Here is a 24056-nt window from a genome sequence, read left to right on the forward strand (position 1 = left end):
ACCTCTTGGTACGGCGGACGAGCCGGCCGGGCGGCCGCGTCGGGGGCCTTCGGGTCCCCGCCGAGGAAAGTCCGGGCTCCACAGGGCAGGGTGGTCGGTAACGCCGACCCGGGGTGACCCGCGGGACAGTGCCACAGAAAGCAGACCGCCACCGGCTCCGGCCGGTGGTAAGGGTGAAACGGTGAGGTAAGAGCTCACCAGCGCCCACGGTGACGTGGGCGGCTCGGTAAACCCCACCTGGAGCAAGGTCAAGAAGAGGGGCCGACAGGCCCTTCGCGCAGGTGCCTGAGGGCTGCCCGCCCGAGCCTGCGGGTAGACCGCTGGAGACCGCCGGCAACGGCGGTCCGAGATGGATGGCCGCCACCCGCCCCAGCGGGCGGGCCACAAAACCCGGCTTACAGGCCGACTCGTCCGCCCTTCTTGCCCTTTCAGGCGTTTTGTGGCCCCTCAGCGACACTCCGTCCCTTCCCTGATCTCGTGAACTTCACACCGAATCGGGAAGTGGGTCTCATCTCGGTCTGTTCGGGTCACACGACACAAAGGATCGGAAACGGCGCCTCTAACGTCCTAGGTACAGCTGATCCCTTGGGGGAGATCGGCGGTGGCGGCGGAGTGCCGGACCAACGGGCGCTCCGCGGAGAGGAGCGCCGATGTTCATCGTGATCGCGGTGGCAGCGCTCGTCGGATTGCTGGTGCCACTGATGATGGTGGCCGCGTTCTCGCGGTCCAGCCGACGGGACGCCCTGTACGCGCCTGCCGACGGCGCGCAGGCGCGCTGGGCGCGCCGGGTGGCCGGAATGTACATCCGTGACGACCAGACGGCACGGAGCGACGAGTGGAACCCCCGCCCGGCGGGGCGCGGGGAACGACGGGCCGACGAGGAGCTCGTCGGGATGTGACCATCGCCGTCTCCCGGCGACAGGGCCTGCCGGGAGCGGCCGAACACGGTCCCACGGAGGCGGGTGCCGTGGGCCGGGTAGAGATCATGGGTCGTCCTGTCGGGGGACGACCCATGATCGTTTTCCGGGTCGGGTGGTGGTTGTCGGGTGGTGGTCCGGGTCAGGTCAGCGCGCGGGCGTCGGTCGGGTCGTCGTCGGGCGCCTCGTCCGGGACGGGGATGAAGCTCTCCGCCGTCCGGTCGAGCACGTTGACCTCGGCGGACTCCAGATCCAGGTAGAGGCCCACGAGTTCGAGCTTGCCCGCCTCGACGCGGTTGCGCAGCCAGGGATAGGTGAGCAGGTTGTCGAGCTGCTGCATCACGTTGATCTGGCAGAGCCGGGTGAGCGGCGGCACGCCGTCCTCGGGCTCGTCGGCCAGGAAGCGCGCCAGGCTGTGGTTGCCGTGCTTGAGCCACCGCGAGAGGGCGGGGAGGTGGTCGACCTCCGTGCCGCCCGCCAGCAGGGCCGCCATGGCGCCGCAGTTGGAGTGGCCGCAGACCGTGATGGTCTTGATGTCGAGCACGTTCGTGGCGTATTCGACGGTGGCGGCCACCGAGTCGTCGTGGGTGCGGGAGCCGTGGCGCGGGACGAGGTTGCCGACGTTCCTGTTGATGAACAGGTCGCCGGGACCGCTGGCCGTGATGATGTTCGGCACGACGCGCGAGTCCACGCAGGTGATGAACAGGTGCTCGGGTTTCTGCTCGAACGCGAGCTCGGCCATGATCGGCCGCACGAGGCGGGCCGTCCGGCCGTGGTACTCGCGGACGCCCGCGAGCAGCAGGGCGCTCGGGGACACGTCCGGCGCGTCCAGTTCCGGAGTTTCAGCGCGGCGCCGACGATTCGCCCACGGAGCCCACCAGCGGGCAGGCGGGGACGATTTACGCGGCGGCGACATATCACCAGTCACAGCTCTTTCATACCAACCCTCGTGGACTTCATCTATGTCGACCCTGCCACCCTGACGCTCGTGGGCCATCCGCCACTCGTGGATGGCCTCGAACGCGGCGTGGTCCATGAAGTCCACGTTCAGGTCCAGATCGACGCTCGATCCGGCCGGCACCTGGCGCAGCACCTTGGTCACCTTCGGTACGCCGAGGAAGGTCAGCGTGCCTTCGACGATCACGTGCCAGCGGCCCGGAGGCGGTACGTCACCAGCGAATTCGGGCGACATCTGGACCGGGACCGTCATCGCCTGCTCCACCCGCACGGTGAGCCGGGTGAGCCGCCGCAGCGCGATCACGGCCGAGATCCCGATGCCGAGCAGCACCCCCTCGCCGAGGCCCAGGACCACGACGCCGAGCATGGTCGTGAAGTAGACCGGCGCCTCGCGGTGGTGACGAAGGTCACGGACCCGCGCGGTGTCGATCATCTTCACGCCGAGGGCGACGAGGAGCGCCGCGAGCGCGGCGAGCGGGACCTGCTCGATCACCGGGCCGCAGGACAGCGCCAGGACCAGGATCCAGACGCCGTGCAGGACGGTGGACGTCCGGGACCGCGCCCCGGCCGCCACGTTCGCCGAGCTCCGCACGATCACGCCCGCGATGGGCAGGCCGCCCAGCAGGCCGGACACCGTGTTGGCCGCGCCCTGTCCGAGCAGCTCGCGGTCGAGGTCGGCCGACGGCACCCCGCGCGGCCGGGTCCGGTCGATGGCGACGCTGCACAGCAGCGACTCCACGGCGGCGACGACGCCGACCGAGACGACCGCGCCGAAGACCTCCGGCAGCGTCCCCTTGGGCAGCGCCGGCGGCTGCCAGCCGCCCAGCAGCGTGTCGGGCAGGTCGACGCGCGGCGCGTCCCAGCCGAACGCCCAGGCCACCAGCGTGGCGAGCGCGACGGCGGGCAGCGGCCCGGGCAGCCAGCGCAGCTTCGCGCCGAGCCCGGTCTTGGGCAGCCGCGCCCACACCACGAGCACCGCGATCGTGAGCACGCCCAGCAGGACGGTGTGCGAGTGCGACGAGAGCAGCTGGCCGGGCAGCTGCCACAGGTTGTTCAGCGGCGAGTGCTGCGGGCTGCCGCCCAGCACCACGTGCACCTGGGCGAGGACGATGACCGCGCCGACCCCGGCCAGCATCCCGTGCACGACCGCGGGCGACACCGCCAGCGCCGTCCGGGCCACCCTGGCCGAGCCCAGCGCCAGCTGGAGCAGCCCGGCGAGCGCCGTGATCGTGCAGGTCGCGCGCCAGCCGTAGGTCTGGATCAGTGAGGCCACAATCACCGTGAGGCCGGCGGCCGGGCCGCTGACCTGCAATGGAGAGCCGCCGAGCAGGCCGGCCACGATCCCGCCGACGATCGCGGCGATCAGGCCGGCGGCGATCGGGGCCCCGGAGGCCACCGCGATGCCCAGCGACAGCGGGATCGCGACGAGGAAGACGACGAACGAGGCCGGGAGGTCTCGTCGCAGCGTGGATACGTTGAGTGTCTTGAACGTCACGCAACGTATGCAATCACGGCACCGATCATGTCCGCCCGGGATGACACAAACGAGTGGACCGGATCTCGTGCGAGGTCATGCGGTTCGTGGCGAAAGCCGGAGGGCCGCCCGAAATCGGGCGGCCCTCCGGCTCTGTGCTGGGGTGGCGCGTCAGCGACGGTAGTCGCGGTGGCTCTCCCAGTCGTCGTGTTGCTGCTGCGAGCGCTGGCCGTACGAGGGCGGGTTGCCGCCGTTGCCGTACTGGCCCCCGGTGTCGCCGCCGGACTGGCCGTAGCCGCCGCCCTGCTGCTGCGAGCCGAAGGAGCCGTTGCCGAACTGCTGGGTCGCCCCAGGGTCGCCGTAGCCGCCGCCGTATTGGCCGGACTCCGGCGGAGCCGAGAGCGGGTCGGACGCGCCGTTGTAGCTGCTGCCGCTGAAGTCGCCGTAGTTGCCCGGCGAGGTGCCGTTGTCGCCCGAGCCGCCCGAGCCGTTCCCGTACGAGCCGTAGGAGTCGTACGAGCCGCCGGTGCCGCCGCCGGTGCCGCCGCCCAGCGGGTCGTCGTAGCGGGGAGCCTCGCTGTAGGGGGCCGACGGGTAGCCGTTGCCGCCGTCGCCCGTACCGCCGGGCAGGCCGGAGAAGCCGCCGCCGGTGCCGCTGGAGTCGGAGTCGTAGCCGGTGCCCGCCGAGGAGGACGACCAGCCGCCGCTGGAGGACCCGTAGGAGGACGAGCCGCCGCCGGTGTTGAGCGGGTCGCCCAGCGGGTCGCCGAGGCCGCTGCCGTACGACGAGGAGCCCGACTGGCCCGGCGTGGAGGCCGACGAGCGGGCGCGGTCGGTCTGGATGCGCTGGAGCAGCTCGTCGACGGTGGGCAGCTTGTTGCCGTCGGTATCGCCGGCCGATCCGCCGCCCGCACCGTTGTCCCAGCCGCCGCCGGGGTGGTCGGAGTGGGACGCCGCGGCCGGGGCGGGCTCGCCGTAGCCGCGGCCCGGGTCGGTGCCGCCCAGCGGCAGGCCGAGCGGGTCGGACGTGCGGGGGTCGCTGGAGAGAGGGCCGCCGGACAGCGGCAGGTCGAAGGAGTCCTGGCGGCCGGGCGAGGACAGCGGGCCGCCGCCGAGCGGGTCGCTGGAGCCGAACGAGCTCTGCCCCCCGGTGTTGCCGCCGCCGAAGGAGGGCTGCTGCTCCTGGCCGCCGCCGTAGGGCTGCTGCTGGTCGCCATAGGGCTGCTCGGAGCCGTACGGCTGCTGGTCTCCGTACGGCGAGGACTGCTCTGAACCGTAGGGCTGCTGGTCTCCGTACGGCTGATCACCGTAGGGCTGCTGCTGGTCGCCCATGCCGTAGGGCTGGTCGGAGGAGGAACCGTAGGCGGGCTGGTCGGACGAGGGGCCGTAGGCCGGCTGGTCCGCGCCGTAGGACGGGTCGCCGCCGCCGAACGGGGGCTGCGTCCCGCCGCCGAGCGGCTGGAGGTCGGCGGCCGTCGCGCTGGGGTCGTTGTTGTAGTGGGCGGCGGCCGGCGTGAACGACGCGGGCGGGCTGGGCACCTGCTGCGGGCCGGTGCCGTTGCGGCCGCCCAGCAGACCGCCCACCGCGCCCGAGCCGGGACCGGACGAGGGGCCGGGGCCGCCCAGGCCGCCGGGGCCCTGCCCGGGACCATGGGAGGGAGCGCCGTCGTTCATGGAGACCGGCTGGGCCAGCCCGCCCGGGACCGGCCGCTCGGCGGGCACCGGCGGCTCGGGGGACTGCGGGCCGCCCTGGTTGTTGAGCGGGTCGGCGGCGAGCTCGGCCTCGGTCTTCTCCGGGGCGCCGTCGTGCTGCCAGGGGAACTTGGGCTTGTCGAAGGTGATCGTGGCCCAGTAGTCGTCGTCGGCCATCTCGTCGCTGGCCGGTCCGCTGGGCGGCGGGGGAGAGGACTGCGCGGGAGGCGGTGTGGGCGCGGCGAGCGGGCTCGCGGCGAGCGGACCGGCACCGCCGGCGTTGCCCGCGACGCGACGGTCGAACCCCGGCTCGCCTTGGCCCGGTCCATAGGACCCGCCGTCGTAGCCGGTGTTGTAGCCGTCGTCGGCCATCTCGTCCGCCGGGGCGGAACGGTAGCCCCTGGACGGCTGCTCGTCGGCCATCCAGTCGTCGTCGTCGCGGCCGCCCCTGCTGGCCCGCATCCCCAAGGCCACCAGGACGACCACCAGGACCACGACCACTATGAGGCCGAAGACCACGATGTAAGAAGTCATGCCACCACCCAATGCCTTGGCCCTACGGCCCGCGGGTTCGTCCTGATTATCGCTAGCGGCCCGGCTCCCGACGGGAGCCTAAACCGATTCTGGCCGACCGCTATGACCGTTGTCACACCTTTCGCGCACATCTACCCTCACACGGCGCGCACCGATCGGCCAATTCGGCCGACCCGTACGCCCCCGTCAGCTTCGTCACTCGGAGACCTGTTCTGTCCCTCCCTGCCCGATGGCCTCAGGGATGAACGCGCCTACTCGGTCCCGAAGTTCCCGATGATCCTGCCCCGGCCCACCGTGTGCTTGGCGATGGCCCCGAGCGAATCCTTCAGCGATGCGCCCTGCTCGAACGGCACCGCGCTGTCCAGTGCGTAGATGGTGTACCTGTACCGGTGCTCCCCGCCCCCGCGTCGCGGGCAGGGGGGCAGGTAGCCCACCTTCTTGCCGGTGTTCAGACCCTGAACCCAGGTCTTGTCGATCTTGGTGCCCTCGACGAGGTCCTGGGTGTTCTCGCCGATGCCGCCGATCACCCAGTGCACGTAGGCGCCGTTGCCGGCGTCGGGGTCGTCCACCACGATCGCATACGACCGTGTCCCCGCCGGCTTGCCCGTCCACCGCAGCGGCGGAGTCTTGCCCTGTCCGCCAGAGTACGCCGCGCAGCCGTAGCGCGTGGGCAAGTCCTGCCCATCACGGAACACCGGGCTGGTCACGGGAAACCACTCGGAAAGTTCGGCGCTCTTGTTCTGGGGCAGCCCGATCAGGCCGCAGCCGGTCAGGGCCCCACCCACCACCAGGGCGCCCGTCGCGGCCAGGATCGGACGCCGCTTTCTGCTCATCATCGATATCGCTCCCGGGCGAGATGGTACGCCGCGCTCCGCAGGATTCCGTTCATCTTGGGGGCGGGCGCACCGCACCGGCGGCGGCCCTTTCCTCGTCCGCCCCAACCTTAGGCGCTCTCCAGGGGTGGAACGGGCCTTTTCTCCCTCGGGGCGACGGCGCTCCCGGAGAATCCCGGTGTGACGTTCATCATGGGTGGTCCGTCCCCTGGAGTCCGATCCGGGGCGAAGGAGTGCAGAAGTTCACATGCTCGTAACGTTCCAGATTGCCGTTTTGGAAAGTTCTGGGGATGTTTCAGGGAATTTGGTTGGCGCTTGGTGCGTTCTATCCGGTAGCTTGTGAATGTCTTCACAAGCCGACCGTGACATTGGAGGGCCGCAATGGCCAGGACCGCCGAGGGGACCCCTGGCGCTCCCCACATCCTGATCGTGGGTGGCGGCTATGTGGGCATGTACACCGCGCTCCGCCTTCAGAAGAAGCTCAAGCGCGAGCTCAAGCGGGGCGACGTCCGGGTCACCGTCGTCGACCCGAACGCGTACATGACGTACCAGCCGTTCCTCCCCGAAGCCGCCGCCGGGAACATCTCCCCGCGGCATGTGGTGGTGCCGCTGCGCCGCACCCTGCCGCTGTGCAGCGTGCGCAACGCCCGGGTCACCGAGATCAACCACTCCGAGCGGTGGGCGATCGTCCAGCCACTGGCCGGCCCGCCGGAGCGGATCTCCTACGACTACATCGTCATGGCCGCCGGCGCGATCCCGCGCCTCCTGCCGATCCCCGGCCTGGCCGAGCACGGCATCAGCCTCAAGACCGTCGGCGAGGCCATCCACCTCCGCAACCACGTCCTCGGCCAGCTGGAGATCGCCGAGTCGACCGACGACGAGGAGATCCGCCGCAAGGCGCTCACGTTCGTCTTCGTCGGCGGCGGGTTCGCCGGCGTCGAGGCGGTCGCCGAGATCGAGGACATGACGCGCGACGCCACCAAGTACATGCGCAAGGTCACCCCCCGTGACCTGCGGTTCTACCTGGTCGAGGCGGCCGACCGCATCCTGCCCGAGGTCGGCACCGAGATGGGCAAGTGGACCGCCGAGCAGCTGCGCGGCCGCGGCATCGACGTGAAGATGAAGACCTTCCTGCAGTCCGCGGTGAACGGCCGGATCGAGCTCTCGGACGGCAGCGACTTCCCGGCCGGCACCCTGGTGTGGAACGCGGGCGTCAAGCCGTCGCCGGTCGTCAAGGCCAGCGACCTGCCGCTGGACGACAAGGGCCGGATCAAGGCCACGGAGTACCTCACCATCGAGGGCGTCGTGGGCGCCTGGACCGCGGGCGACAACGCCGCGGTGCCCGACCTCACCCAGGACGGCATGTTCTGCGCGCCCAACGCGCAGCACGCGCTGCGGCAGTCCAAGCTGCTCGGCGACAACATCGTGCGGGCGCTGCGCGGCAAGTCGCTCAAGCCGTACGCGCACAACAACCTGGGCGCGGTCGCCGGCCTCGGCCTCCACAAGGGCGTGGCCAACCCGATGGGCTTCAAGCTCAAGGGCCTGCCCGCGTGGTGGTTCCACCGCACCTACCACGGGATGATGGTCCCGACGTTCAACCGCAAGGCGCGGGTGCTCGCAGACTGGACCCTCGCGCTGTTCTTCAAGCGCGAGACCATCTCCCTCGGCACCATCGAGCAGCCCCGGGCCGACTTCCAGCTCGCGGCGATCGACGACGTCACGCAGAAGCAGATCGAGGCTCCGGCCCGCCAGCTCGGCTGACGGCGCCGCGCGACGATCGCGAAACCGCAGTGCCCCGCCGCCTCCGCGCGGCGGGGCACTGCGGTTTTGGGACACAATCAAAAGGTGCGGATCAGGATCCTCGGCCCCCTGGAGGTGGCCGCGAACGGCCACATCGTGGAGGTGGGCGGTGCGCGGCTGCGCGCCCTGCTGATCCTGCTGGCCCTCACCACCGAACGCACCGTCTCGGCCGAACGGCTGATCGACGGCCTCTGGGACGACGACCCGCCGGCCGCCGCCGTCAACGCCCTCCAGTCCCTGGTCTCCAGGTTGCGGGCGGTGCTCGGGCGCGAGGCGTTCGAGTCGCGACCGGGCACCTACCGGCTCCTCGTCCCGCGCGAGGCGGTGGACGCCCACGACTTCGAGTCCCGCGTCGCCCGCGCGCTGCGCGACGACGACGCCGCGAGCCGCTCGGCCGCCCTGCGCGGGGCGCTCGACCTCTGGCGCGGCCCGGCGCTGGAGGACGTGGCGGGCCGCCCGTTCGCCGAAGGACCGGCCGCGCGCCTGGACGGCCTGCGCCGCACCGCGCTGGACGAACGCATCGAGGCGGACCTGCGGCTCGGGCGGCACGTCGAGCTCATCCCCGAACTCCAGGCCCTCACCGCCGCCGACCCGCTCCGCGAGCCCCTCCGCGGCAAGCTCATGCGGGCCCTCTACGCTGCGGGCCACCAGGCCGACGCGCTGGCCGAGTACACCGCCGCCAGGTCCGCGCTCGCCGACGCCCTCGGCGTCGACCCCTCACCCGAGCTGGAGAACGTCTACCTCGCCGTCCTCCGCCAGGACCCCTCCCTCGCAGCCGCTCCCCGGCCTGCCCGTCCCGCGCCGACGGGAGCCGACCGGCGGCGGCCCGCGGCCCCCGACCGGCCTCCCGGTACCCCGGACCGGGCGCCCGGCACCCCGGACCAGCCCCAGCCGTCCGGCGGGCCGGAGCAACCTCGGCCTCCCGGCGCCCTGGGCCGGCCTCACGGCGGTCCGGACCGGCCCCTGCCGCCCGGCGCTTCGGAGCGGCCTCGGCCCTCCGGCGCTGCGGACGAGCCGCTCGGCAACCTGAAAGCGCGGATCACCAGCTTCGTCGGACGTGACGACGAGCTGTCCCAGGTCAGCGAACTGCTGGCGGCCGACCGGCTCGTCACGCTGACCGGGCCCGGCGGGGCGGGCAAGACCCGGCTGTCGCAGGAGGCGGGCGAACGCTGGCAGCAGCGCGTGCGCGACGGCGTGTGGTTCGTCGAGTTCGCGCCGGTCGAGGACCCGGCCGAGGTCCCGGTCACCGTGCTGACCACGCTGGGCGTCCAGAAGACGGTGTGGACGAGCGCCGCCGGCGGCCGAAGGGCCATGGAGAGCGCCGATCCGCTCGGCCGGCTCGCCGCCGCGCTCGCGACCAAGCGGATGGTGCTCGTCCTCGACAACTGCGAGCACCTGCTCGACGCCACCGCGCAACTGGCCGCCCGCCTGTTGGCCGACTGCCCGGGGGTGCGGATCCTCGCCTCCAGCCGCGAGCCGCTCGGCATCATCGGCGAGACCCTGTGGCCGGTCGACCCGCTCGAGCTGCCGCCACCGGAGGCCGGTGCCGTCGAGGCCCTGGCCTATCCCGCCGTCCGGCTGCTCGCCGACCGGGCCGCCGCCGTCTCCCGCGGCTTCGCCGTGACCGACCGCAACGTGGCGTCCATCGCGCAGATCTGCCGCGCCCTCGACGGCATGCCGCTGGCCATCGAGCTGGCCGCCGCCCGGCTGCGTTCCATGACGCCGGCCCAGGTCGCGGCGCGCCTCAACGACCGCTTCGGCCTGCTCGCCGGCGGCAACCGCGCCGCGCTGCCCCGCCACCAGACGCTCCGCGCCGTCGTCGAATGGAGCTGGGACCTGCTGGACGAGGCCGAACGCGCGATGTGGAGCCGGCTCGCCGTCTTCAGCGGCGGCGCGACCGCGGAGAGCGCCGAGGAGGTCTGCGCCGGACCTGGTCTCGCCCGGTCCGGCGTCTTCGACGTCCTCACGGCGCTGGTCGACAAGTCGCTGGTCACCGTCACCGAGACCGAGCACGGCCCGCGCTACCGGATGCTGGAGACCATCCGCGCGTACGGGCTGGAGCGGCTGGCCGAGGCGGGCGACGAGGAGCGCACGCGCCGCGCGTACGCCGGGCACTTCCTCGACCTGGCCGAGACCGCCGAGCCGCACCTGTACCGGGACGAGCAGCTCGGCTGGCTGCGCAGGCTCTTCGCCGAGAACGACAACATCCACGCCGCGCTCCGCTGGGCGATCTCCGTGTCGGACGCGGTGCTCGCCGCCCGCATCTGCGCCGCGCTCGGGTGGTACTGGTTCATGCGCGGAATGCTCGAAGAGAGCGAGGACAGCGTGATCGGCGTCCTCGAGCTTCCCGGCCTGCCCGAGGACCGGACCACCGCCGTCGTTCTCGTGCTCGGCGCGGCGACGCTGCTGCACACGCACGGCGAGACCGAGCGGGTGACCGCGTGGCTGCTCGAGGCGCGCCGCATCCGGGACCTGTACGCCGACGAGCCCGAACGGCTCTCTCCGATGTTGCGGGCGACGAGCGTCGCCCTGGACATGTACCTGGAGGGCTGGGAGGAGTCGTCCGTGCGGGCGGTCGAGCCGCTCCTGGACGACGCCGACCCCTGGGTGCGCGGCATCGGATACTTCACCCGCGGCCAGTTCCGGCTCAACTACGGTCACCGCGACGCGGGCGAGGCCGACTTCGCCCGCGCCCTCGAATGTTTCCGGCTCACCGGAGACCGCTGGGGACTGTCGTTCACCCTCACCTCGCAGGCGGAGCTCGCGGGCCGCCGCGGCGACCACGAGGAGGCCGTCGCCCTCTACCAGGAGTCGCTGCGCCTCAACGACGTGCTCGGCGGCGGGCCGACCCCGGTCATGCAGACCCACATGAAGCTCGCGAACGAGCTCACCCTCCTCGGCGAGCACGACCGCGCCGTCAAGATGCTCCGGCTCGCCCTGCGCGAGTTCGAGCGGGCCGGCAGCCCCGAGGGCATGGCGGCCCTGCACTTCCAGCTCGCCGAGATCGCCCGTCATGACGGCGACCACACCCTGGCCGCCCGCCACCTGTCCCAGGCGCAGGACCTCATCGCCACCGTCTCCGGCCCGCCGCACTTTCAGGCGATGATCTTCTGTTCGCGCGCCCTGCTCGACATCGCCAGGGGAGACGTCGAGCACGCCCGGCCCCTGCTGGCCGAGTCGTTGCGCTGCGCCGTCCAGGTCCTGGACCACCCGATCGTCGCCGTCGCCCTGGTCGGCCACGCCGCCCTGGCCCTCGCCGAGTCCGACTTCGAGAAGTGCGCCCTGCTCCTGGGCGCGGCCGACGGCCTGCGCGGCGGCCCCGACGCCTCGTTCCGCGACGGGCTCTCCGTCGAGGCCGCGGCCCGCGCGGCCCTGGGCGACGCCTTCGTCGCCCCCTACGAACGCGGCCGCGCCTGGACCTTCGACGACGTCCTCACCGTCTACTCCCTCGAACGCCCCACCTCACCCGGCGAAGCCCTCTCCGGCTAGCCGCACGCCGCGGAACGATCCGGCGCACCCCAGGATCGGAACGGGGGGGACGACCCCCGACTCAGAGCTCCGGCGCTCCGCTTCTCAGGGGCAGGTGCCGACGCGGTCGGTGTAGGACAGCAAGGGCGCTCCGCCGGATTCGAGAGTGCGGCCCAGGTACCGGTACCAGTTGCTCTCGACGCAGATCGTCTCCCTGCCCCCGCTGTAGTAGACCACCAGGACCCGGGCGTTGGTCGCGCTGCAGTTCTTCCAGAAGTAGTAGAGGTAGGGCCACTCGCGTGTGTAGGTCTGGCCGCAGCCGGTCGGGGGTGGCGGAACCGCGGCGGACGTCGCTGCCGAGGCCTGCCTTCCGGTGGCTGCCGCGGCCGGTGTGAGCGGTGCGGCGAGGGCGAGGACGGCGGCTGTGATGAGCGCACCCTTGCCCGCGCGGCTGGTGAGGGTCGTGGTGTTCGTCCTGTTTCTTGGAAGCATGACTACATAGTGCGTTCAGAGAATCACGGAGTGCAATGGCCGGTGGTGGGAGCTTTGCCTGTTCGGCGGGAACGATCTCCGCGGAGGGAACGCGGGCAGGTTCACGGTGGATGGCAAGAGGCGCCCGGCTTGGCCGGACGCCTCTTTGTCGCTGTTCCTGTCGTGCCGCGTTCCTGTCGTGCCGCGTTCCTGTCGTGCCGCGTTCCTGTCGTGCCGCGTTCCTGTCGTGCCGCTCGTGGGTGGTGCTTCCGGGGTCAGACGCCGCGGCGGAAGGCTCGCATGGAGAGGGGGATGAAGACGGCCGCGATGGCGACGCCCCAGAGGAGGGCGGCGATGGCCGGGCCCGCGACGGGCTGGGCGACGCTGGGGTCCGTCACGTCGTGGCCGATGAGGAGACCGCGGATGGCGTCGCCCAGGAGGGAGACGGGGTTGTTCTCCATGATGGTGCGGATCCACGTCGGGTACTTGTCGGAGACGGGGATGAACGCGTTGCTCAGGAACGTGATCGGGAAGATGATCGTGAATCCGAAGATCTGCACCTTCTCGGGCTCGTTGACGGCCAGGCCGACGAAGACCGAGACCCAGGCGAAGAGGAGCGAGAAGGCCAGGAGGAGCAGGAACGCGGGGACCAGATTGATCCAGGACGTCTCCACGCGGAAGCCGATGGCGAAGCCGACCACCAGGACGATGAGCATCGACCAGGCCTGCTTGACGGTGTCGGCGATGATGCGGCCCGCCAGCGGTGCGGTGCGGGCGATCGGCAGGCTGCGGAAACGGTCGAAGACGCCCTTGGTGACGTCGGTGTTGAGCCCGACGCCGGTCGTCATCGACGCGAACAGCGCGTTCTGCACGATGATGCCGGGGATGAGGATCGGCAGGTAGTCGCTGACGCTGCCCGCCATGGCCGGGCCGAAGACGAACGCGAACAGCAGGACGAACATGATCGGCTGAATGCTCAGGTCGATCAGTTCCATCGGGTTGTGCTTGATCTGGACCAGGTTGCGCCAGGTCAGCGTCATCGTGTTGCGCAGCCCGGTGCCCAGGCCGACCTGGCGGGGGAGCGGCGTGGTGTGGGTGGCGGCGGTCATGCCTTGGCCTCTTCCTGGGACATGAGCTCCTCGGCTTCGGCCTCGAAGTCGTCGGTGTGGTGGCCGGTGAGCGCGAAGAAGACCTCGTCGAGGGTCGCCTTGCGCAGGTTGAGCTCGCTGAGGGTGACCCCGGCCTCGTCCAGCTTGCGCACCACGGCCGGCATGACGGCGGGGTCGGTCACCGGAGCCGAGACCAGGCCGTCGCGCTGCTCGGGCGTGGCGTCGAGCAGGTCGGCGACGACGCGGGCGACGGTGATCTCGTCGGCGGCGTTGACCGGGCGGACCTGGAGGACCTGGCCGCCGGCCTGCGCCTTGAGCTGGTCGGAGGTGCCGCTGGCGATGACCGTGCCGTGGTCGATGACGATGATGTCGTCGGCCAGCTGGTCGGCCTCCTCGAGGTACTGCGTGGTGAGCAGGACGGTCACGCCGTCGTCGGTCAGGCCGCGGACGATGTCCCACAACCCGGTGCGGCTGCGCGGGTCGAGCCCCGTCGTCGGCTCGTCCAGGAACAGGATCTCCGGGCGGCCGACCAGGCTCGCGGCCAGGTCGAGACGGCGGCGCATGCCGCCGGAGTAGGTCTTGGCGGCGCGCTCGGCCGCGTCGGACAGGTCGAAACGTTCGAGCAGCTCGGCCGCGCGGGACTTGGAGTCGGGGCGCGACATTCCGAGCAGACGGGCGATGAGCACGAGGTTTTCGGTGCCGGTCAGCATCTCGTCGACGCCCGCGTACTGCCCGGTCAGGCCGATCAGCTGGCGGACCCGGTGCGCGTCCTTGAGGACGTCGTAGCCGCCGACCTGGGCGTTGCCCTCGTCCGGGCGGATCAAGGTGGCCAGGATGCGGGTGGTGGTCGTCTTGCCCGCGCCGTTGGGGCCGAGGACGCCCAGCACCGTGCCGGACTCGGCCTGGAGCGAGACTCCGCACAACGCCTTCGTCTCACCGAAGTGCTTCACCAGGCCCTCGGCCTGGATGGCGTGTGACATCTGATCTCTCCTAGGTACTGGTCTCCGCCGGGGCGGCGTGCAAAGTTACAAGGCCTGCGCGGGGTGATGCATCCAGTTTTTCCGGCGGCTCTGGCAGATCGCTGATAGATCGTCGATGCTCGCACGCGGGTCTGACAAAACGCTGAGAGGACGACCGGGCCCGGCCGCGATTCCTTCATCTTGCGTCGCCCCGAGCATCGGGAGCACATCTTCGTGTCAAGTCAGGGCAAATACGCCAGGTCCGTTCAATGTCGGCATCCCTCCCGAGCGCGGGCCGGGAGCGCCGCATCCGCGCCGGGGCTTGCCGGTGACGCTCCACTGGCGGGGGCCGCCTGGGATCTAGACTCGTGGCCGTGACGTCGGTGCGCCGCGCCCACCAGCCCGACGGCGGGAGCCCGCGCCTGCGGCCGCCCGCCCATCGGGTGTCCCCGCGTGCCATCACCTACTGGGCGCTCGAATACCTGCTGGCGTGGGGAGTCGCGTTCGGGCTCGCGTGGGGGGCCGCGGCCTGGGTCGACGACGCCGGATGGGACGGCCTGCCGGGCTGGCTGGACGGGCGCGTCTGGTGGCTGCCCGCGATCGTGGGCGCCGCCGGCGTCCTGATGATCGCGATCGCGCCGGTCTGGCGTTACCGCGTCCACCGCTGGGAGGTCAGCTCCGACGTCGTCTACACGCGCACCGGCTGGTTCAGCCGCGAGTGGCTGCTGGTGCCGGTGAGCCGCATCCAGACCGTCGACACCAAGCAGGGCTGGCTCGAACGTCTGCTGGGCCTGGCCACGATCGAGGTCAACACGGCCTCGCACGCCGGTTCGTCGGAGGTGTCCGGCCTGCCCGTCGCGATCGCGACCCGCCTGGCCGAGGATCTCGCGCACCGCGCCCACGACCTGCGGGACGACGCGACGTGAACGTCCAGGAGGCTCATCCTCCGGAGGAGGGACCCCCGCCGCCCGGCGCCGCCGAGCCGCCACCGCCCGCCGCCCTGCGCCTCCATCCTCTGACCTTCGTCGTCGGCGCCACCCGTGAGCTCCTCGCGCTGCTCGCCGCCGGCGCGGCCGGGCTCGCGGTGGGCGGCCTGTCGACCGCGTTCTACTTCACGCTCGCCGGCCTGGCGGTCGGGTTCGTCTTCCACATCGCGACGTGGGCCACGTTCACCTACACGGTGCACGACGACCGCATCGAGCTGCGCCGCGCCCTGATCGGCCGGTCGGTCAAGACGATCCCGCGCGACCGGATCCGCGGCGTCGACATCAGTGCCACGCTGCCGCACCGCCTGCTGCGGCTGGCGATCGTCAACGTCGACGCCGGGGCCGACGGGGGAGAGGGCGCGCTCAACGCGGTCTCGCGCCAGGAGGCCGAACGCCTCCGCAAGGTGCTCCTCGCCCGCGCCGCACCGGCCGCCGGACCGGCCGCGGCCGGGTCCGCGGAGACCGCCGGCGCCGTCGAAGGCGGCGCCGCGGGAGAGGCCGGCGACCCCGCCGCACGCCGCCGCGTCCTCGGCCGGATGAACCCGCGCTGGTACGTGTACGCCCCGCTCAGCGGCGCCTACCTGCTCACCCCGTTCGCGCTCGCCGGCAGCCTCCTCGGCACCCTCTACAACCTGAGCGACGACTTCGGGCTGATCACCCGGGAGCGCCTGGAGGACCTCGGCCACGAGGTCGTGGGCCTCCCGACGCTCGCCGTCATCATCCTGGCGATCCTGTTCCTGGTCGCCATGCCGGTGATGTCGGTCATCGTGTTCACGCTGTTCAACTGGGACTTCACGGTGTACGAGCGCGACGGCTCGATCGTGGCGGAGCGCGGTCTCATGACGCGCCGCAGCGTGTCGCTCGAACGCCGCCGCATCCGGGGCGTGGAGCTCGCCGACAACCCGTTCGAACGTGTCTCCGGAGTGCTCCGGCTGGGCGCCCTCGTCACCGGGCTGGGCGACGCCGCGCATCGCGGACGCCTCCTGCCCGCCGCGCCGCGCACCGCCGTGGAGGCCCTCGCTCGGCGCGTGCTCGGCCCCGTACCGGCGCCGCTGATCGCACACCCGAAGGCCGCGCGCAGCCGCCGCGTCATGCGCGCGATCGCGCCCCCGGCCGGCATCGGCGTGCTCGCCGTGCTGGCGGGCCAGCCGTGGGTGGCGTACGGCTGCGCCGTCGTGGTGGTCCTCGCCGTGCCGCTGGGCATCGACCGTTACCGGCAGCTGGGCCACGCCACCGACGGCGAACGGCTGACCGTGCGCTCCGGCTCGCTCCGCCGTCACCAGGCCGTCGTCGAGCACGGCGCGGTGGTCGGCTGGCGCGTCCGCCAGACCCTCTTCCAGCGCCGCCTCGGCCTGGCGACCCTCGTGGTCGCGGTCGGCGCGGGCGACGGCGGCTATCCCGCGATCGACATGTCCGAGGAGGACGCCACGGCCTTCGCGGCCGGGATCACCCCGACATGGGTGACCCCCTTCCTCGACCGCTGACGGGCGAGAAAGGGGGCCGGCCGTTCGGCTCTACTCGGGGCGGCGGGCCCCGAACATGATCTCGTCCCAGGACGGGACGGACGCGCGCTTGCCCTTGGCCTTGCGGCGGTTGCGGGCGGCCGGGCGAGGCGGCCCGGCGGCGGCCGGAGTCTCCGCGGGCTCGGCGGGCTTGTCCGCCGCGGCGGCCGCGGGCATGGACGGCCGGCCCGCGGGCTTCTTCTTCGCCGGTGCGCGGGCGGGCTCGCGGTGGCGCGGCGGCGCCGGCTTGGGCGCCTGCTGCTTGGGCTTGGGCGCGGCGGGCTTGGCCGGGGCCTCTTCCTCTTCTTCCTCCTCCGCCGGAGCCTCCTCCGCGACCGGCTCGGGCTCGGGCTCCGGGGCGGGAACGGGCTTGGGCTTCGGCGCGGGCTTGGGCGCCTCCTCCTTGACCGGCGCGGCGGCGGCGGGCGCCTCGTCCTCGTCCTCCGCCTCGTCCTCGGCGTCCTCTTCTTCCTGCTCTTCTTCGTCCTGCTGAACGGCGGCGGGCTCCGGAGCGGCCTCCGGCTCCTCCTCGTCCACCTCGACGGCCTCGGCCTCGGGCTCGGCGGGCTCGTCCTCAGCGACCTCGTCGGTGGCCTCGGGCTCTTCCGCGGTGACCGGCTCGGGCTCCGCCTCGTCCTCGGTCTCGTCCTCGATCTCCTGGACCACGGGCTCGGCCTCGGCGGCGGGCTCCTCTTCCGGAGCGGCGGCGACCTCGGGCTCGACCTCTTCGGCCACCTCTTCGACGACGGGCTCGGCCTCCGCGACCGGCTCGACGGCCTCGGGCTCGGCGGCGGGCTCCGGCACGGCCACGGGCTGCGGCGCGGGCGCGGGCGAAGCGGGACGCTCCACGACGGAACGGTCCTCGACGGGAGCGGCGGGCTCTTCCTCCTGGATCGGCGGCGGCACGCGGACCAGCGACTCGGTCTCGGGAAGGCGCGGCTCGATGCGCGGCGGCGCGGGTGCCGCCGCCGACTCGCGGGCGGACTCGCGGGCGGGCTCGGCGGGCTGCGGGCGCGGGTCGACCATGCGGCCGCGCTCGACGATGTATTCGCGGCGGGGCTCGCTGCGCATCGGCGGCTCGCTCCGCACCGGGGGCTCGCTCCGTACGGGCGGCTCGCTCCGGACCGGCGGCCCGCTGCGCATCGGGGGCTCGCTGCGCCCGGGCGGCTCCACCGTGCGGGCGTCGGAGACGACCTTCATCGCGGGACGGCGGGGGACCAGCGGGGTGACGGTGTCGCTGAGGGAGTCGTCCCACTCGACGGCGGTGAGGCGGGCGGCCACCTCGTCCAGCGGGGAGACGTGCCGGCGGCGCGGGTCGAAGACCCACTCGGCCGCGTGCGGGCGGCCGTTGTCGAAGAAGGAGAGGCGGACGCGCCAGGTGCTGTCCTCGCACTTCCAGGAGTCCCACTCGACCTCTTCGAGGTCGACGCCGCCGCGGCCGAGGCGTTCCTCGACGGTCTCACCGAGCGGCGGGCCGGGCGTGGACTCGCCGGGGCGGCGGACGGTCACCCGCTGGGCCTGCTGGGCCATGTACTCGCGTTCCTGCAGGACCGGGCCCTCGAACCAGCGCACACGCTCGACGGGGATACCGGCGGACTCGGCGATCTCTTCCGCCGTCTCGCCGGACCGGATCCGGGCCTGGATCTCCTTGGGACGCAAGGGGTTCTCCACTTCGATCTCGAACTGGCCGAGGCGGGAGAAGTGCCCACGTACGGCTGCGCGCAGCCGGTCGTCGACGGGCAGGGTGAACCGGGTGCCTCGGCCCGCGGTCGCCAGGACGAGGTACGTACCGTCCTCGCTGACCGCGACGAGGCGCAGCTCCTGCATGCGTGTCCTTCCTGCCCTTCCAGACGGCACCGATGGATGCCGGACGACACGTCCGGTCGCGAGCCCGCCTCACTCGTGCTCGTGACGGTCGGTCGTTCGGTGCCCACCGAGGGCGCATGCGTGCCCTTCCCCCGGACTCCCGAGTCTCTCCTCCGGACACGCCTTGCTGCCAGCACCGTACCCGGCATGTCCGAACATCGCCGCTCTCGAAGCCCTCCTCACGAGGGTGAAGAGGGCACCTGACCTAGCTTGCCCCTGCCGGAGGACCGCTGGGGACGCCCTGCCACATTCTTGTGGATCCTTTTCCACACTGTGCCTGAAGGGACGTGCGAGCTCCACCGTTTTGGGTAGCGGACATCACGCCGGAAGTCTGGAACACCCGCATGGTCCGGCTAGTTTCCTCTGCGGGGCAAAATGCGGAAGGACCGGAACGGGGGTTTGTTTGATGCGGCACAAGTTGCCGGATCTCAGCACGACGGGCTTGGTGGCCAGCGGGGTGGCGACGCTCGCCGCCGCCTGGGGAGCGTCGTACCTGGGCGTGTACGGCACGATCCTGGGTGCGGCGTTCATGAGCGTGGCCTCGACCGCGGGCGCCGCGGTCGGGAAGCACTATCTGGACCAGGGCAAGGAACAGCTGCGGGAGATGACGCATCTCCAGGAGCAGCAGGCCGCGCGCGGAGCGGCGTCCCGGGCGACGAGCAGCGACCCGACGCGGACCGTGGCCTGGCCGGGTGACGTCGACGCGACACGTTTCATGGACGACCCCAACGCCACCCGCGTGGACGGGTTGCGGGCGCTCGGCGGCGACCCGAACGTCACGCGGGCCGACGACGCCACCCGGGCCGACATCGCGCGGGCGGCCGACGTCACCCGCGTGGACGGGCCGCCGACGGAGGCCGTGGCGGACGCGCTCGCGGCGGAGGCGGGCGAGGAGGCGGTCAAGGAGGCCGCCTCGCGCGCCGCGCTCCGCAACACCAAGGAATGGGTCAAGCGGCGCTGGGCCGTGCTCGCCGTCTCCTCGGTGGCGGTCTTCGCGCTGGTGATCGGTGGCATCACGATCTTCGAGTGGCGCACCGGCGCGGCGTTCGGCAACAGCGGCGGCAAGGTGTCCAACGCGTTCACCGGCGGTGGCGGCGGTGACGAGAAGCCGGACGACCGGCCCTCCGAGCGGACGCCGAGCGACGGTCCCAGCACGGGTCCGTCCGACGGCCCCTCGGGTGAGCCCACTCCGACGCCGACCGGCGGCAGCGGTCAGCCGACGGCTCCGGAGACGAGCCCGTCCGCTCCGGAGCCCGCGCCGTCCGAGCAGACCCCCGCGCCCACCCCGTCCGCCTCGACCCCGGACGACGGCGGCGCGGACACGCCCCCGCCCGCCGACAGGAACACCGTGCCCCAGGACGGCGGCTGACCCGCCGGAGGAAGACCTTCCCGAGGAAGGACCTTCCGGAGGGAGGCCCGCCCGGTCAGGCGCCGAAGACCTGCCGGGTGTAGGCGTTGAGGAAACGCCGGTCGGGGTCGACCTGGTCGCGCACAGCCAGGAAGTCGCCGAACCGCGGGTAGACGGTCTCGAGATAGGCGGCGTCGCGGGTGTGCATCTTGCCCCAGTGCGGCCGCCCGCCGACCGCCGTCATGAGCTCCTCGACCCCCTGGAAGTACTCCTCGTGCGGGTCGCGGTTGTAGACGTGGATCGCGATGAACGCCGACGGCCGGTCGTGGGCCATGGACAACCACGCGTCCTCGGCCGGCAGCAGGCGCACCTCGATCGGGAAGCTGATCCGCCAGTCGCGCTTATCGAAGAGCGCGCGCAGGTCGCGCAACGTCGGCACGAGCCGCTCGCGCGGGATCGCGTACTCCTGCTCCTTGAAGCGCACCGTGCGCGGGCTGGTGAACACCTTGTGGGAGGTGTCGCTGAACGTGCGGGCGCCCAGGGCCTTGGCGGAGACGCCGTTGAGGAACGGCGCGGTCGCCGGGACGCGGTGGGTGACGCGCTGCATCAGGCCGAAGACCGTGTTGGACAGGAACCGGTCGTCCAGCCAGCCCTTGAACGCCGGCAGCGGCCGGGCGGGGCCCTCGACGCGGTTGTTGCGCTTGGTGAGGCAGCCCTCGGTGTGCGGGAACCAGTAGAACTCGAAGTGCTCGTTGGCCGCGTCGAACTCGTCGATCCGCGACAACACCTCGTCCCACTTCATCGGCTCCTCGCGGGCCTCCAGCAGGAACTTCGGGACGGTGCGCCAGGTGATGGCGGTGACCACCCCGAGCGCGCCCACGCCGGCCCGCGCCGCGTCGAACAGCTCGGGCCGTTCGTCGCGCGAGCAGGTGATCACGCTGCCGTCGGCCATGACCATCTCGAGCTCGGTGACCTGCGAGGCGAGGCCGGCCGCGTCACGGCCGGTGCCGTGCGTGGCGGTCTGGAGCGCCCCCGCGACGGTCTGCTCCTGGATGTCCCCCATGTTGGCGAGCGCCAGCCCGTGCTCGTCCAGGATCCGGTTGAGCCGGTGGAGGGGGAGGCCCGCCTCCACGGTGACCAGCCCGCTCGCGGTGTCGACCGACCGCACCGCGGTCAGCCCGGCCGGCCGCAGCAGGACGTCCTGCGCGAGGGCGGCGCCGGTGAAGGAGTGCCCGGTCCCGCTCATGCGGACGGTGAGGCCGTCCGCGGCGGCGTTGCGCACCGCTCCGGTCACCTCGTCGGTGGTGCGCGGCGTCACGACGCGCCGGGGCGTGACCTGCTGGTTCCCTGCCCAGTTCTGCCACTTTTGCGTACTCGCGGGGGACATGCGGCGACTCTACCCGGACAACGTACGTGAAGAAAGTTCATGTTTACTGATACTCCGTGTCCCGGCCAGGCCGATCGCCGCCGCGATCAGCGCGGCGCCCAGCGGCAGCAGGAACGCGGCGTGCGCCCCGTGCACGTCGACCACCCGGCCGGCGGTGGACGCGCCCAGCGCGACCCCGAGCCCGACCGTGGTCGACACCAGCGCCAGGCCCTCGGTGAGCTGGTGCGGCGGCACGGCCCGCTCGACGATCCCGTACCCCGGGATGATCGTCGGGGAGATCGCCAGGCCGGAGAAGAAGACGACGAACATCATCAGGTAGAGGTTCGAGATCAGCAGCGGCGGCGCCAGCGCGGCGGCGAGCAGCAGCAGCCCGATCCGGAACCGCCGGTGCAGCGGGCTGCGCCAGTGCCGCGCCCCGTACCAGAGCGCCGCCGACGCGCTGCCCAGGGCGTAGCAGGCCAGCAGCACCCCGGCGAGCGCCTTGTGGCCCTTCTCCTCGGCGAACGCGATCGCGCTCACGTCGATCGCCCCGAAGACCGCGCCGAGCATCAGGAAGACCGGCGCCATGACCATCACCGCCGGGTTGCGCAGCACGCTGCCCGAGCCGCCCTCCGGCGGCGGCGGGCTGAGCGGCGGCTCGCTGCCGCGCTGCGCCGCCAGGGCCAGGCAGCCGGCCAGGGTGAACGCGGCGGCCGCGCCGACGCCCGCCGCCGGATGCACCCCGGTCGCCAGCGCCGTGACGATCATCGGGCCGCAGACGAAGATCATCTCGTCCACCACCGACTCGAACGAGAACGCCGTGTGCAGGCGCGCCGGGGTCGCCCGCAGCGCGTGCTTCCAGCGCGCCCGCACCCACGCGCCCAGCGACGGCTGCGTCAGCCCGGCCAGCACCGCCACCGGGAACAGCGTCCAGACGGGCAGCCGCAGCAGGCTGAAGGCGATCAGCAGGGCGAAGCTCGAGGCGTTCGCCAGCGCAAGCGGGACGAGCACCCGGCGCTGGCCGTAACGGTCGGCGAACCGGGCGCTGAGAGGGGCGCCGGCGGCGTAGGCGAGGGAGAGGGCCGCCGACACCGCACCGGCGATACCGTACGATCCGGTGACCGCGGACACCAGAAGGACGATGCCGATGCCCACCATGGCCATCGACATGCGTCCGACGAAGCCCGCGGCGACGAAGGTCCGGGCCCCGGGAACGGCCAGCAGTTCCCGGTACGGATTGGGCAACTCTCGTCTCCTCACCCCCGGAGACGCGGCCCCGGTCTCGTCGTTGACCTGCAGACCCAAGATCACGTTACCTGGGCGAAACAACTGCAAAGACAAGTAACCCACCCGTAGCGACTCTCGTTGGGATTGGTTGTGGCTCCTCCCTCACCGCGCGACAGCACCTCTCGGAAGGCCCCCTCGATCGCGGAGATGGCCGCCGCGAAGCCGCCTTCCGCCGAGTCGCACGATGACGCCGAGGCTCCCGGCGGACCGCACGACGAAGCGCGCGCCGAGCCGCACGCCGAGCCGCACGCCGAGCCGCACGCCGAATCGCGCGACGACGCCGCCGTCCCGCCGCCTCCCGTCCCGCCCGGGAAGGCCGCGAAGCCCGGCGGGTCCGGGAAGCGGTCCCGCCGGCCCCTTCTCGTCGCCGGCGTCGCCGTGCTGCTCGCCGCGGGCGTCGCGGGCGGCGTCCACGCCGTGGCCGGCTCGGGCGGCGGCTCCGGCAGGCCCGGCGCGGGATCGACGTCCGAGCCGCCGCCGACCGTCCCGCCCACCGGGCCGGTGACGAACGTGACCGACCCCGGCCAGGTCGCGCCGCTGCGCCGGGTGGTGCCGCCGGACGTGCTGGCCGTGAGCGGCGGGGGCGGTTCGATCGCGCCCGCCCAGATCGCCAGGATCGCCAAGCTGGGCAAGGTGCGCGACGTGGTCGCGGTCGCCGGCGGGGCCGTCCAGCTCCAGGGCCGCGCCGTCAACACCTTCGCCGTCGACCCGTCGTCCTTCCGTTCCTGGACGCCGCCGGGCACGGCCAAGAAGACCGAGCTGTGGGCGGCGCTCGCCGCCGACCAGTTCGTGGTCTCGACGGCCGCGGCCGAGCAGCTGAGGCTGAGCAGGGGCTTCCAGTACCCGATTGTCGCCCGGACGATGCCCAGCGTGACCATGGGCGGCGCCGGGTCACTCGGCCTGCCGGGCATCGACATGCTGGTCAGCCGCAAGACCGGCACCCAGCTGGGGCTGGTCCCCAACGTCGCGGTGATGGTGAACGCGCCCGGCGCCGACCCCGCCCAGGTCGTCCGGGCGGTGAGCAGGGTCCTCGGCACGGGCGCCAACGTGGTCGACCTCAACGACGCCAAGTACAAGACGCAGGGCGACGGCGGCCGTCCCGGCAGCTACATGGACCTCTACCGGCAGGCCGCCACCAGCTGCCCCGGCCTCTCCTGGACGGTCCTCGCCGCGATCGGCCAGGTCGAGAGCGACCACGGCCGCAACGCGGGCCGGTCCAGCGCGGGCGCGCTCGGCCCGATGCAGTTCATGCCCGCCACGTGGAAGGCCTACGGGGTGGACGGCGACCGCGACGGCAAGGCCGACATCATGAACCCCTACGACGCCGTGCCGGCCGCCGCCAAGTACCTGTGCGCGAACGGCGCGGGCCGGGGCGGCAAGCAGCTCTACCGCGCGGTCTGGCATTACAACCACGCCGATTGGTACGTCCAGAAGGTGCTGGGGCTGGCCCGGGCATATGCGGCCCGCTACCGCTGATCCGGTCGTGT

The 24056-nt window shown here is 72.4% G+C and carries 16 protein-coding genes and 1 other RNA gene; 8 read left to right on the forward strand and 9 right to left on the reverse strand.

Annotated features, from left to right (window positions below; all coding sequences use genetic code 11):
• Positions 1-18 precede the first annotated feature (18 nt).
• Positions 19-414, forward strand: an RNA gene (gene rnpB, locus ABZ810_RS32655) — RNase P RNA component class A.
• Positions 415-650: 236 nt separating this feature from the next.
• Entirely contained in the window at positions 651-899 is a 249-nt protein-coding gene (locus ABZ810_RS32660; RefSeq protein ID WP_358409839.1) for a hypothetical protein, read from the forward strand.
• Between the two features lie 160 nt (positions 900-1059).
• Here ABZ810_RS32660 and ABZ810_RS32665 read toward each other — a convergent pair whose 3' ends face one another.
• From ABZ810_RS32665 to ABZ810_RS32675, 3 genes are all read right to left on the reverse strand, one after another.
• Entirely contained in the window at positions 1060-3369 is a 2310-nt protein-coding gene (locus tag ABZ810_RS32665; protein ID WP_358409840.1) for a bifunctional SulP family inorganic anion transporter/carbonic anhydrase, read from the reverse strand.
• Positions 3370-3519: 150 nt separating this feature from the next.
• A complete protein-coding gene (locus ABZ810_RS32670; RefSeq protein ID WP_358409841.1) occupies positions 3520-5574 on the reverse strand; it encodes a hypothetical protein in 2055 nt (684 codons plus the stop codon).
• Between the two features lie 251 nt (positions 5575-5825).
• Positions 5826-6407 (reverse strand): YbhB/YbcL family Raf kinase inhibitor-like protein, encoded by a 582-nt coding sequence (locus ABZ810_RS32675; RefSeq protein ID WP_358409842.1) that lies wholly within the window; start codon positions 6405-6407, stop codon positions 5826-5828.
• Positions 6408-6788: 381 nt separating this feature from the next.
• Here ABZ810_RS32675 and ABZ810_RS32680 point away from each other — a divergent pair, with 381 nt between their 5' ends.
• Together ABZ810_RS32680 and ABZ810_RS32685 are read left to right on the forward strand one after the other, a co-directional pair.
• Positions 6789-8168, forward strand: coding sequence for an NAD(P)/FAD-dependent oxidoreductase (locus tag ABZ810_RS32680; protein WP_358409844.1), 1380 nt, complete (start codon positions 6789-6791; stop codon positions 8166-8168).
• 84 nt (positions 8169-8252) lie between these two features.
• A complete protein-coding gene (locus tag ABZ810_RS32685; RefSeq protein ID WP_358409845.1) occupies positions 8253-11696 on the forward strand; it encodes a BTAD domain-containing putative transcriptional regulator in 3444 nt (1147 codons plus the stop codon).
• An 84-nt stretch (positions 11697-11780) separates the two neighbouring features.
• Here ABZ810_RS32685 and ABZ810_RS32690 read toward each other — a convergent pair whose 3' ends face one another.
• From ABZ810_RS32690 to ABZ810_RS32700, 3 genes are all read right to left on the reverse strand, one after another.
• The gene (locus tag ABZ810_RS32690) at positions 11781-12167 is read right to left on the reverse strand and encodes a hypothetical protein (protein ID WP_358409846.1); all 387 of its coding nucleotides are present in this window, start codon (positions 12165-12167) and stop codon (positions 11781-11783) included.
• Between the two features lie 254 nt (positions 12168-12421).
• Positions 12422-13255: an ABC transporter permease gene (locus ABZ810_RS32695; RefSeq protein WP_358409848.1), complete on the reverse strand. Its 834-nt coding sequence runs from the start codon at positions 13253-13255 to the stop codon at positions 12422-12424.
• On the reverse strand, positions 13252-14235 hold the full coding sequence (locus ABZ810_RS32700) for an ATP-binding cassette domain-containing protein (protein WP_358409849.1): 984 nt from the start codon (positions 14233-14235) through the stop codon (positions 13252-13254). The genes ABZ810_RS32695 and ABZ810_RS32700 overlap by 4 nt, the downstream gene beginning before the upstream one ends.
• Before the next feature lie 353 nt (positions 14236-14588).
• On the opposite strand from ABZ810_RS32700, the gene ABZ810_RS32705 reads away from it, so the two are divergent.
• On the forward strand, positions 14589-15140 hold the full coding sequence (locus ABZ810_RS32705) for a PH domain-containing protein (RefSeq protein WP_358409851.1): 552 nt from the start codon (positions 14589-14591) through the stop codon (positions 15138-15140).
• A complete protein-coding gene (locus tag ABZ810_RS32710; protein ID WP_358409853.1) occupies positions 15137-16684 on the forward strand; it encodes a PH domain-containing protein in 1548 nt (515 codons plus the stop codon). The genes ABZ810_RS32705 and ABZ810_RS32710 overlap by 4 nt, the downstream gene beginning before the upstream one ends.
• 30 nt (positions 16685-16714) lie before the next feature.
• On the opposite strand, the gene sepH is transcribed toward ABZ810_RS32710, so the two are convergent.
• Complete coding sequence (sepH, locus tag ABZ810_RS32715) at positions 16715-18529, reverse strand: septation protein SepH (RefSeq protein WP_358409855.1); 1815 nt, start codon at positions 18527-18529, stop codon at positions 16715-16717.
• A 445-nt stretch (positions 18530-18974) separates the two neighbouring features.
• On the opposite strand from sepH, the gene ABZ810_RS32720 reads away from it, so the two are divergent.
• Entirely contained in the window at positions 18975-19937 is a 963-nt protein-coding gene (locus ABZ810_RS32720; protein WP_358409857.1) for a hypothetical protein, read from the forward strand.
• A gap of 55 nt (positions 19938-19992) precedes the next feature.
• Here the strand turns inward: ABZ810_RS32720 and ABZ810_RS32725 are convergent, their stop codons facing one another.
• Together ABZ810_RS32725 and ABZ810_RS32730 are read right to left on the reverse strand one after the other, a co-directional pair.
• The gene (locus tag ABZ810_RS32725) at positions 19993-21303 is read right to left on the reverse strand and encodes a D-arabinono-1,4-lactone oxidase (protein ID WP_358409858.1); all 1311 of its coding nucleotides are present in this window, start codon (positions 21301-21303) and stop codon (positions 19993-19995) included.
• 9 nt (positions 21304-21312) lie between these two features.
• The gene (locus ABZ810_RS32730) at positions 21313-22527 is read right to left on the reverse strand and encodes an MFS transporter (RefSeq protein WP_358409859.1); all 1215 of its coding nucleotides are present in this window, start codon (positions 22525-22527) and stop codon (positions 21313-21315) included.
• Positions 22528-22716: 189 nt separating this feature from the next.
• On the opposite strand from ABZ810_RS32730, the gene ABZ810_RS32735 reads away from it, so the two are divergent.
• Positions 22717-24045, forward strand: coding sequence for a lytic transglycosylase domain-containing protein (locus ABZ810_RS32735; protein WP_358409860.1), 1329 nt, complete (start codon positions 22717-22719; stop codon positions 24043-24045).
• Positions 24046-24056: the final 11 nt, after the last annotated feature.

The sequence above is a fragment of the Spirillospora sp. NPDC047279 genome (genome assembly GCF_040643285.1).
Classification (GTDB): Bacteria; Actinomycetota; Actinomycetes; order Streptosporangiales; family Streptosporangiaceae; genus Spirillospora.